Here is a 10,762-nt window from a genome sequence, read left to right on the forward strand (position 1 = left end):
CGTCTGCGCGTGTATCGCTTTTTGGGACCTTACAGTTTGATCTCGATATCTACACCAGACGGCAGATCCAGACGCATCAAAGCATCTACTGTTTGTGGTGTAGGGTTCAAGATGTCGATCAAACGTTTGTGAGTACGCATCTCGAATTGCTCACGAGAATCTTTGTACTTATGCACCGCACGCAGGATCGTATAAACTGCTTTCTCGGTAGGAAGCGGAATTGGACCGGATACGTTTGCACCGGAACGCTTCGCTGTGTCCACGATTTTCTCCGCGGATTGATCGAGGATTTTGTGATCATACGCCTTCAAACGAATACGAATCTTTTGCTTTGCCATTTTAGTCCCTCCTTTTTCGCCCATTTATTAAACAGACATTTCTCCGTGGAAATATCCTGCACCCCGGTCATGGCAAAGGGGCCGGGTGTGTCAGCAACCTCCCACATCATCGCAAGTCCATGACCAACATTCAATATTGTACTAAAAATATTTGGGCTACGCAAGTGATTTCTTAGTTTCCCGCACATTTTTTTGTACACGCGAGCCTACTGAAAGACTCACCTTGAACATCTTACTGATTTCTGAGCAGAAAGGCAAGCGGGATTCCCTGCCAACTCGCCACTGTTCTATCTATAATAGAAAGAACACGTTATACTTAAAGGGATTCGTCATTGCAAAGGAGGTTATTTGTATGTCTGAGACCATGCGCACTCCCTATGAGATGATCGGCGGGGCTGATACTTTGTCCCGTCTGGTTGATACATTTTACGACCTGGTTGCCCGGCACCCTGACCTTGCTCCGCTCTTCCCCGAAGACTTTACGGAAGTGAAAGAGCGCCAATATATGTTTCTTACCCAGTTTCTCGGTGGGCCTACCCTCTATTCAAACCGCCACGGACATCCGATGCTGCGTGCACGCCACATTCGGTTCCCCATTGGCCCTGTACAGGCAGAAGCCTGGTTGGCTTGTATGAAAACGGCGATGGACAAAACCGGACTTGAGGGCGAGATACGCGAGCAAATTTTTGAGCGTCTGCGTTTGACCGCTTATCATATGGTGAACAAGTGGGACCAAGAAGAAAAAGCGTAGGGATCTCCCTACGCTTTTGTTATTTTAGCCATCGTTTTTGCTGAGCTGGACTTCGTCTTGACGAGGTTTCTTGATCCGAGGTACACCCCGGCCACAATCATTAACAGCGCGAGCATGTGGACCAGCTTTAATTGTTCCCCCAGGAACAGCGCTGCAAAGAACAGGCTCGCCATTGGCATTCCGTTCAAGAACAAGGCAGTTCGGCTTGCTCCCAGTTGGCGAATACCATAATTCCAGCCTACCGAACCCAAGGCTGTAGAAAGCGCCCCGGAAATGAAGATCACCAGCCATTGGAACGCAGACACTTCAAGCGACAAGTAGTAGGATGCCGGTTGCAGTGTGAGAGCTGTCGCCCACAAAAACGCGATTCCGAACATTTGCGACAAGGCTGTGATCAGCAGCACAGGAACTCCCCGGACGACAAGCTTGCGAATCAATAAGCCGCCAGTGACGTACATCAGCATGGAGAAAAACATGATCGCATCTCCCCAGCCGTTCATATGGATTCCGCCATGTTGCGAAATGACGACAATCAACACTCCCGCAAACCCTACGCCAATGCCGAGTCCTTTTTGCCACGACATGTGTTCTCCGAGGAAAAGCATAGCCAGCAGAGCTGTTGCCAGTGGGTTCAATCCGAGGATCAGCGACGCATTGCCTGCTGTAGTCGTCTGCACACCTGCTGCCAATGTGATCTGGTGCAACGCAATAGAGCTGGCCCCTACTCCGGCAATCAACAGCCAATCTGTTTTTTTCAGCCGCAAACTCGTTCTGTATTTATAAATGATTGGCGCCAAGCAAATTCCTGCGACCGTCATGCGAATAGCTGCTACATACAGCGGCGGAAACGACGTGAGATACTTTACCATTACCACGTTCAAGCCCCAAAGTATGACTACGCCAGCCAGCATGAAAAATAACAGCTTTTCATTGTTTTTCATTTCTCTATCCCCCATCCGCTGATCGTATTGTAGCACACGGTCATCTATTGGCTTATTGAATCATTTTGATGGGAGCCATGCAGAAAATCGATGAGAGTAAACAGGCAAAAAGAAAAACCCGACAACATATGCTGTCGGGTTTTTGTACGTATCAGTAAATCCTACGCGTCGATAGAAGCTACAACGCCAGCGCCTACTGTACGGCCACCTTCGCGGATCGCGAAGCGAGTACCTTGTTCCATCGCTACTGGAGCGATCAGTTCAACGGTGAACTCAGTGTTGTCGCCAGGCATGATCATTTCAACGCCTTCTGGCAGTTGGATGATACCTGTAACGTCAGTTGTACGGAAGTAGAATTGTGGACGGTAGTTAGCAAAGAAAGGAGTGTGACGTCCGCCCTCTTCTTTGGACAGAACGTAAACTTCTGCTTTGAACTTGGTGTAAGGCTTAACGGAACCTGGTTTCGCCAAGCATTGTCCACGCTCGATGTCTTTACGGTCTACACCGCGCAAGAGAGCACCGATGTTGTCACCAGCTTGAGCTTGATCCAGCAATTTGCGGAACATCTCAACACCAGTTACAGTGGAAGTTTTTGTTTCTTCAGCCAGACCGATGATCTCAACTGGGTCACCAACTTTAACGATACCGCGCTCTACACGACCAGTAGCAACTGTACCACGGCCAGTGATTGTGAACACGTCCTCAACTGGCATCAGGAAAGGCTTGTCAGTTGCGCGCTCAGGAGTTGGGATGTAGCTGTCAACAGCGTCCATCAGTTCAACGATTTTCTTAGCCCAGTCACCAGTTGGGTTGTCCAAAGCTTCTTTAGCAGAACCTTTGATTACTGGAGTGTCGTCACCTGGGAACTCGTATTGAGACAGCAGGTCACGGATTTCCATTTCAACCAGTTCGAGCAACTCTTCATCGTCTACCATGTCGCATTTGTTCATGAATACTACGATGTAAGGTACGCCTACTTGTTTGGAGAGCAGGATGTGCTCGCGAGTTTGTGGCATTGGGCCATCAGCTGCGGATACAACCAGGATAGCTCCGTCCATTTGAGCAGCACCAGTAATCATGTTTTTCACATAGTCCGCGTGACCAGGGCAGTCAACGTGTGCATAGTGACGGTTGTCAGTTTCGTACTCAACGTGTGCTGTGTTGATTGTGATACCGCGCTCTTTTTCTTCTGGAGCAGCGTCAATCGCAGCATAGTTCATTGCTTTTGCTTTACCTTGTGTTGCCAATACAGTAGTGATGGCAGCAGTCAGGGTAGTTTTACCGTGGTCAACGTGACCAATAGTACCGATGTTAACGTGTGGTTTATTACGCTCAAATTTTTCTTTTGCCATGAGAGCTAAAGCCTCCTTAAATGATAAGGGTTTTATAGGTAAGAAAGGTTTACCCTACCAAGGGTTGTACCTTAAATATTGTAAACCTTTCCTGATTCAAGATAAAGCGGAACCGTAAATTATTCGCCTTTAGATTTCTTAACGATTTCTTCAGCGATAAATTTAGGTACTTCTTCGTAGTGGTCGATCACCATGGAGTAAACGCCACGGCCTTGGGTACGGGAACGAAGAACTGTGGAGTATCCGAACATCTCGGACAGTGGTACCATTGCACGGATTACTTGTGCATTTGCACGAGCTTCCATACCTTCGATACGACCGCGGCGGGAGTTCAGGTCACCCATTACGTCGCCCATGTACTCTTCAGGCATTGTAACTTCTACTTTCATGATTGGCTCAAGCAATACAGCGCCACATTTTTTCGCAGCTTCTTTCAGAGCGAGAGAACCTGCTACTTTAAATGCCATCTCGGAGGAGTCGACATCATGGTAGCTACCGTCTACGATAGTAGCTTTGATATCAACCAGCGGGAAGCCGGCGATAACACCATTTTTCATCGCTTCTTCGATACCCGCTTGTACAGCAGGGATGTATTCGCGCGGTACCACACCACCGACGATTTTGTTTTCGAATTGGAAGCCTTGACCTGGTTCGAGAGGAGCGAACTCCACCCAAACGTGACCGTATTGACCACGACCACCGGACTGGCGAACGAATTTACCTTCCACTTTCGCTTCTTTCCGGAATGTTTCACGGTAAGCTACTTGTGGTGCACCTACGTTCGACTCGACTTTAAATTCGCGTTTCAGACGGTCAACAATGATCTCCAGGTGAAGCTCACCCATACCGGAGATGATCGTTTGACCAGTCTCTTCGTCTGTGCGGGTTCTGAACGTTGGATCCTCTTCAGCCAGTTTGGACAGGCCGATACCCATCTTGTCTTGGTCTGCTTTGGATTTTGGTTCGATCGCAACAGAGATAACTGGCTCTGGGAACTCCATAGACTCAAGGATTACTGGAGCCTTTTCATCACACAGAGTATCACCAGTTGTTGTGTCTTTCAAACCTACAGCTGCAGCAATGTCACCGGAGTAAACGATTTGAATCTCTTCGCGGTGGTTTGCGTGCATTTGCAGGATACGACCTACACGCTCACGTTTACCTTTTGTGGAGTTCAGAACGTAAGAACCGGAGTTCAGTACGCCGGAGTAAACGCGGAAGAAAGTCAGACGGCCAACATACGGGTCAGTCATGATCTTGAAAGCAAGAGCAGAGAACGGACCGTTGTCGTCAGCTGGACGTTCAACTTCATCTTCAGTGTCAGGCAAAGTACCTTTGATTGCAGGAATGTCTACTGGAGATGGCAGATAACGAACAACGTTGTCCAGCATAGGCTGAACACCTTTGTTACGGTAAGAAGATCCGCACATTACAGGAGTCAGTTTGCACTCAATTGTACCTTTACGCAGAGCTGCGCGGATTTCGTCGTTGGTCAGCTCTTCGCCTTCCAAGTACTTCATCATGAGCTCTTCGTCTTGTTCCGCAGCTGCTTCAACCAGTGCAAGACGCAGCTCTTCGCATTTGTCTTTCAGGTCAGCTGGGATTTCGGTAGCGTCAGAAGTTTTGCCCAGGTCATCGGTATAGATGATTGCCTTCATTTCGATCAGGTCAACCATACCTTTGAATTGGTCTTCAGCACCGATTGGATATTGAACTGCTACAGGATTTGCACCCAGACGAGATTTGATCTGTCCCAAGCACATATCGAAGTTAGCACCCAAGATATCCATTTTGTTGATGTAGCACATACGCGGTACGCCGTAGCGGTCAGCTTGGCGCCATACGGTTTCGGTTTGCGGCTCAACGCCACCTTTTGCGTCAAAAACGGTTACAGCACCGTCAAGAACGCGCAGGGAGCGCTCAACTTCTACAGTGAAGTCTACGTGGCCTGGCGTGTCGATAATGTTGATACGATGGCCATCCCATTGAGCAGTAGTAGCAGCCGAAGTGATGGTGATACCGCGCTCTTGCTCTTGTTCCATCCAGTCCATGGTTGCTGCACCTTCGTGCACCTCACCAATTTTGTGAACGCGACCGGTGTAGAACAGAATACGCTCAGTCGTTGTCGTTTTACCAGCATCGATGTGAGCCATGATACCGATATTACGCGTATTCGGCAAAGAGAACTCGCGAGCCATTCAGGTATGCTCCTTCCATACTCGAGTTTTTGAATAAACGGGTATCCAAGACGGACACCCGATTCAATTTCCTACCAGCGATAGTGAGCAAACGCTTTGTTCGCTTCAGCCATCTTGTGCGTGTCTTCACGCTTTTTAACTGCTGCACCGGTGTTGTTAGCAGCGTCCATGATCTCGTTAGCCAGGCGTTGTTCCATGGTTTTCTCTCCACGGTTACGGGAGTAGTTAACCAACCAACGCAGACCAAGAGTGGTACGGCGCTCCGGTTTTACTTCGATCGGTACTTGGTAGTTAGCACCACCTACACGGCGAGCTTTAACTTCCAGTACAGGCATTACGTTTTTCAGTGCTTCTTCAAACACTTCCATCGGGTTGCGGCTTGTGCGCTCCTGAATGATGGTGAATGCGTTGTAGAGAATATTTTGCGCTACACCGCGTTTGCCATCCAACATCAGACGGTTAATCAAGCGAGTAACCAGCTTGCTGTTGTAAATAGGATCTGGCAACACGTCACGACGGGTTACAGGACCTTTACGAGGCATCGTATTCCCTCCTTCTTTTCGGTATAAATTCACGCCACTTCAAAGGCGCTTTTCTTATTTCTTTTTCGCTGCTGCAGCTGCTTGACCTGGTTTTGGACGTTTTGTACCGTATTTGGAACGACCTTGTTTACGGTTGTTTACGCCAGCAGTGTCAAGTGCACCACGAACGATATGGTAGCGTACCCCTGGCAAGTCTTTTACACGACCGCCGCGCACCAGCACGACGCTATGCTCTTGCAGGTTGTGGCCAATACCACCGATGTAAGCTGTTACCTCGATTCCGTTTGTCAAACGCACACGAGCGTATTTACGCAACGCGGAGTTCGGTTTTTTCGGAGTCATGGTACCTACACGAGTGCAAACACCACGTTTTTGAGGAGAGCTTTGGTTGGTTTGGCTTTTCTTGAAGCTGTTGTACCCTTTTTGCAAAGCTGGGGACTTAGACTTCACAACCTTGTCCTCGCGACCTTTACGCACCAATTGGTTAATTGTAGGCATGATGTTACCTCCCTTCTTAATACCCAATCTTCAAGACCACAGATCCAGGTGAGTCATTTTTAGGCCAAATAGAAAGTTCTTGTCCATCTTTTACGCATCGCGCAACAGACAAAAACATCGTTAACCACTTTTCTTAATCGCAGCGGTAGCCGCTCCCACTTCAATTCCGCACGCTTTGCCTAGACGGCGCATGGAATCTACATGAATGACTGGAACACCCTTCTCTTTGCAAAGGAGCTCGACTTTTTGGGTCAAACGTCTATCAGCATCAACCGCGATGTACACTGCTTCAACCTGCTGGTTTTCTACAGCTTTCATCGTTTGCTTAACACCGATCGTCAACTCCTTGGCCCGCTCTACTTTTTCATAAGACATGATTCTCATATCCTCCAAAGTACAGATATCAGGCACACTTGAATATAATATCAGGTGGGTTCGCTGTTGTCAACGCCCAACTCATATTTTTTATTCAGGAAGGCGCCCGCCAAAATCTGGCGGACGCCACCCCCACAATTACTCTACAGAAACCGCTTCTTGCTCAGCTTTGAGAGCTTCGAGTTCTGCTTCGTAATCAACCTGACTTGCTACTTTTACATTGCGATAGCGAGACATACCGGTACCTGCCGGAACAAGTTTCCCGATAATCACGTTTTCTTTCAGACCGAGCAGGCGATCCACTTTTCCTTTGATCGCTGCGTCTGTGAGAACGCGCGTTGTCTCCTGGAAGGAAGCCGCCGACAGGAAGGAGTCGGTTTCCAGGGATGCTTTTGTAATCCCCAAAAGAACCGGACGACCCACTGCTGGATTTTTGCCTTCGATGAGAACTTTTGCGTTCGCTTGCTCAAACTCAGGAACTTCCACATAGGAGCCTGGCAAGAGGTCTGTATCTCCGCTGTCGATGACGCGCAGCTTGCGGAGCATCTGACGGATCATAACCTCAACGTGCTTGTCGTTAATTTCTACACCCTGCATGCGGTAAACTTTTTGTACCTCTTGCAAAATGTAGTTGGAAACGCCGCGCATGCCGCGAACTTTGAGCATTTCTTTCGGGTCGACGGAACCTTCCGTGAGCTCGTCACCAGCGCTCAGCTTGACACCAACAGATACTTTGATGCGCGAGCCGTATGGAGCAGCGTACACTTTGTTTTCCGCTTCACCGCGAACTTCGATTTCACGACGGTCTTTACCTTCACGAATGTCGACAACTTCCCCGTCGATTTCAGAAATAACGGCTTGACCTTTCGGATTGCGCGCTTCGAACAACTCTTGAATACGCGGCAAACCTTGGGTAATATCGTCTCCCGCAACCCCACCGGTATGGAAGGTACGCATGGTCAGCTGGGTACCCGGCTCACCAATGGACTGAGCGGCAATAATACCAACCGCTTCCCCAACTTCCACTTCGGCTCCTGTTGCCAGGTTGCGTCCGTAGCAAAGTTTGCAGACACCATGGCTGGTGCGGCAAGCAAGTACGTTACGGATGTAGACACTTGTGATGCCCACTTTTTCGATATACTCGGCAACCTCTTCGGAAATTTCCTCGTTGCGGCCGATGATGACTTCTTTTGTTTCCGGGTGGCGGAGTGTCTCGAAGCATGTACGTCCAACCAGACGGTCAGACAGCTTCTCGATTTCTTCACGGCCATCCTTGATCGCTGTAACACGAATACCTTTATCTGTACCGCAATCTTTTTCGCGGACGATCACGTCTTGGGCAACGTCTACGAGACGACGGGTCAAGTAACCCGAGTCCGCAGTACGCAGCGCCGTATCGGCGAGACCTTTCCGCGCACCGTGCGTGGAGATAAAGTACTCCAATACAGTCAGACCTTCACGGAAGTTGGATTTGATCGGCAACTCGATGATTCGACCGGATGGGTTCGCCATCAGACCGCGCATACCAGCGAGCTGAGTGATCTGGGATACGTTACCGCGGGCACCGGAGTTCGCCATCATGAAGATCGCATTGAACTTATCCATGGACTTCATGAGTACCTCGGTTACCTCATCCTTGGCTTTGGACCAGATGGAGATAACGCGGTCATAACGCTCATCCTCAGTAATCAGACCACGGCGGAACTGCGTCATGACAGTTGCAACCTTTTGATCCGCTTCATCGAGGATGTCTTTCTTCTTGCCAGGTACGGCAATGTCCGCTACCGCGATTGTGATACCCGCTTTAGTGGAGTACGTGAAGCCAAGCTCTTTGATTCTGTCGAGAATCATGGAAGTTTTCATCGTGCCGAAGCGACGGAAGCACTCGGAAATGATCGTTCCCAGGAAGCCTTTTTTCACTGCACCCGGATCTGGCAGGTTGCGCACAAACTCGGTTACGTTGGTACCTTTGTCAAAAATAAAGTATTCGTCAGGAACCATGTTTTGCAGGTTCGATTTGGTCGGAACGTTGATGAACGGCAAATCTGGAGGGAAGATCTCGTTGAAGATCACTTTCCCTACTGTCGTTACGATGAGCGCGTTCTGTTGGCGTTCAGTAAAGCTGGTTTTGTTCAGGCGTCTCGCTGGCAAAACGATGCGCGTATGCAAGCTGATGAAGCCTTGCTGGTAAGCAGCGATCGCATCATGAGGATCGCGATAGATCGTACCCTCGCCTTTGTCGCCTTCACGTTCCAGTGTCAGATAGTAAGAACCAAGCACCATGTCCTGGGATGGCGTTACTACTGGTTTACCGTCTTTCGGGTTCAAGATGTTTTGCGCTGCCAGCATGAGGATACGAGCTTCTGCCTGCGCCTCTGCGGACAACGGAACGTGAACCGCCATTTGGTCACCGTCGAAGTCAGCGTTGTACGCTGTACAAACGAGCGGGTGCAAACGGATCGCACGGCCTTCAACCAATACTGGTTCGAAAGCCTGGATACCCAGACGGTGCAAGGTGGGGGCACGGTTCAGAAGCACCGGATGCTCGCGAATCACGTCTTCGAGAACGTCCCATACTTCAGGCTGAACGCGCTCTACCTTGCGCTTGGCGCTCTTGATGTTATGAGCGAGTCCTTTGGAAACGAGCTCTTTCATCACGAACGGTTTGAAGAGTTCCAATGCCATTTCTTTTGGCAAACCGCACTGGTACATCTTCAGGTTAGGTCCTACAACGATAACGGAACGACCGGAGTAGTCAACGCGCTTACCGAGCAAGTTTTGGCGGAAACGTCCTTGTTTACCTTTCAGCATGTGGCTGAGAGATTTCAGCGGACGGTTACCTGGTCCAGTTACCGGACGGCCGCGACGACCGTTGTCGATAAGTGCGTCTACTGCTTCCTGCAGCATCCGTTTTTCGTTTTGTACGATAATGTCAGGAGCACCCAGTTCAAGCAGGCGCTTCAGACGGTTATTCCGGTTGATTACGCGACGGTACAGGTCATTCAAGTCGGAAGTGGCAAAACGTCCACCATCGAGTTGAACCATTGGGCGAAGCTCTGGCGGGATTACCGGCAGTACGTCCAGAACCATCCAATCCGGGTGGTTTCCGGAGTTGCGGAATGCCTCCAGCACTTCCAAACGTTTGATCGCACGGTTGCGACGTTGGCCTTGTGCTGTTTTCAGGTCTTCTTTCAACGTTTCCACATCTTTGTCCAGATCGATTTCCGCGAGCAGGCGTTTGATCGCCTCAGCTCCCATCATCGCTTGGAAAGAGTGGCCGTACTTCTCACGATAGTTGCGGTACTCTTTTTCCGAGAGCAGCTGCTTTTTATCGAGTGGTGTATCACCTGGATCAGTTACTACATAAGAAGCGAAGTAGATAACTTCTTCCAGGGAACGCGGGGACATGTCGAGCACCAAGCCCATGCGGCTTGGAATCCCTTTGAAATACCAGATGTGAGAAACTGGGGCAGCCAGTTCAATATGCCCCATGCGCTCACGCCGTACTTTGGCGCGGGTCACTTCCACGCCGCAACGGTCGCACACTACACCTTTATAACGCACACGCTTGTACTTACCGCAATGGCACTCCCAGTCTTTGGTCGGTCCAAAGATGCGTTCGCAGAACAAGCCGTCTTTTTCCGGTTTCAGTGTGCGGTAGTTGATCGTCTCTGGCTTTTTCACTTCCCCGAAAGACCACGAACGGATCTTATCGGGGGAAGCCAAGCCGATCTTCATATATTCGAAGTTGTTCACGTCTATCACAG

The 10,762-nt window shown here is 49.6% G+C and carries 9 protein-coding genes; 1 reads left to right on the forward strand and 8 read right to left on the reverse strand.

Annotation, left to right across the window (positions count from 1 at the left end):
* Window positions 1–29: 29 nt before the first annotated feature.
* Window positions 30–338: a 30S ribosomal protein S10 gene (gene rpsJ / locus IRJ17_RS03080; protein ID WP_005828858.1), complete on the reverse strand. Its 309-nt coding sequence runs from the start codon at window positions 336–338 to the stop codon at window positions 30–32.
* Between the two features lie 352 nt (window positions 339–690).
* On the opposite strand from rpsJ, the gene IRJ17_RS03085 reads away from it, so the two are divergent.
* On the forward strand, window positions 691–1,089 hold the full coding sequence (locus IRJ17_RS03085; protein WP_122966802.1) for a globin domain-containing protein: 399 nt from the start codon (window positions 691–693) through the stop codon (window positions 1,087–1,089).
* Between the two features lie 8 nt (window positions 1,090–1,097).
* On the opposite strand, the gene IRJ17_RS03090 is transcribed toward IRJ17_RS03085, so the two are convergent.
* The 7 genes from IRJ17_RS03090 to rpoC form a co-directional block, all read right to left on the reverse strand.
* On the reverse strand, window positions 1,098–2,030 hold the full coding sequence (locus IRJ17_RS03090; RefSeq protein WP_173598086.1) for a DMT family transporter: 933 nt from the start codon (window positions 2,028–2,030) through the stop codon (window positions 1,098–1,100).
* Between the two features lie 161 nt (window positions 2,031–2,191).
* A complete protein-coding gene (gene tuf / locus IRJ17_RS03095) occupies window positions 2,192–3,382 on the reverse strand; it encodes an elongation factor Tu (protein ID WP_122966804.1) in 1,191 nt (396 codons plus the stop codon).
* A 119-nt stretch (window positions 3,383–3,501) separates the two neighbouring features.
* Window positions 3,502–5,580, reverse strand: a complete 2,079-nt coding sequence (gene fusA, locus IRJ17_RS03100; protein ID WP_063231113.1) for an elongation factor G — start codon at window positions 5,578–5,580, stop codon at window positions 3,502–3,504.
* A gap of 71 nt (window positions 5,581–5,651) precedes the next feature.
* Window positions 5,652–6,122 (reverse strand): 30S ribosomal protein S7, encoded by a 471-nt coding sequence (gene rpsG / locus IRJ17_RS03105; protein WP_063231114.1) that lies wholly within the window; start codon window positions 6,120–6,122, stop codon window positions 5,652–5,654.
* 54 nt (window positions 6,123–6,176) lie between these two features.
* Window positions 6,177–6,620: a 30S ribosomal protein S12 gene (gene rpsL / locus IRJ17_RS03110; protein ID WP_005828873.1), complete on the reverse strand. Its 444-nt coding sequence runs from the start codon at window positions 6,618–6,620 to the stop codon at window positions 6,177–6,179.
* A gap of 120 nt (window positions 6,621–6,740) precedes the next feature.
* The gene (locus IRJ17_RS03115; protein ID WP_122966806.1) at window positions 6,741–6,995 is read right to left on the reverse strand and encodes a 50S ribosomal protein L7ae-like protein; all 255 of its coding nucleotides are present in this window, start codon (window positions 6,993–6,995) and stop codon (window positions 6,741–6,743) included.
* A gap of 138 nt (window positions 6,996–7,133) precedes the next feature.
* Window positions 7,134–10,760, reverse strand: a complete 3,627-nt coding sequence (rpoC, locus tag IRJ17_RS03120) for a DNA-directed RNA polymerase subunit beta' (protein WP_063231116.1) — start codon at window positions 10,758–10,760, stop codon at window positions 7,134–7,136.
* Window positions 10,761–10,762 lie beyond the last annotated feature (2 nt).

The sequence above is a fragment of the Brevibacillus parabrevis genome, assembly GCF_022701015.1.
Lineage (GTDB): Bacteria > Bacillota > Bacilli > Brevibacillales > Brevibacillaceae > Brevibacillus > Brevibacillus parabrevis.

Bases quoted from the DNA above. Each gene is read 5' to 3' on its own strand.
- IRJ17_RS03115 (WP_122966806.1), bottom strand. From the start codon at position 6,995: ATGTCTTATGAAAAAGTAGAGCGGGCCAAGGAGTTGACGATCGGTGTT.
- IRJ17_RS03090 (WP_173598086.1), bottom strand. From the start codon at position 2,030: ATGAAAAACAATGAAAAGCTGTTATTTTTCATGCTGGCTGGCGTAGTC.
- rpsJ (WP_005828858.1), bottom strand. From the start codon at position 338: ATGGCAAAGCAAAAGATTCGTATTCGTTTGAAGGCGTATGATCACAAA.
- fusA (WP_063231113.1), bottom strand. From the start codon at position 5,580: ATGGCTCGCGAGTTCTCTTTGCCGAATACGCGTAATATCGGTATCATG.
- rpsL (WP_005828873.1), bottom strand. From the start codon at position 6,620: ATGCCTACAATTAACCAATTGGTGCGTAAAGGTCGCGAGGACAAGGTT.
- rpsG (WP_063231114.1), bottom strand. From the start codon at position 6,122: ATGCCTCGTAAAGGTCCTGTAACCCGTCGTGACGTGTTGCCAGATCCT.
- tuf (WP_122966804.1), bottom strand. From the start codon at position 3,382: ATGGCAAAAGAAAAATTTGAGCGTAATAAACCACACGTTAACATCGGT.
- IRJ17_RS03085 (WP_122966802.1), top strand. From the start codon at position 691: ATGTCTGAGACCATGCGCACTCCCTATGAGATGATCGGCGGGGCTGAT.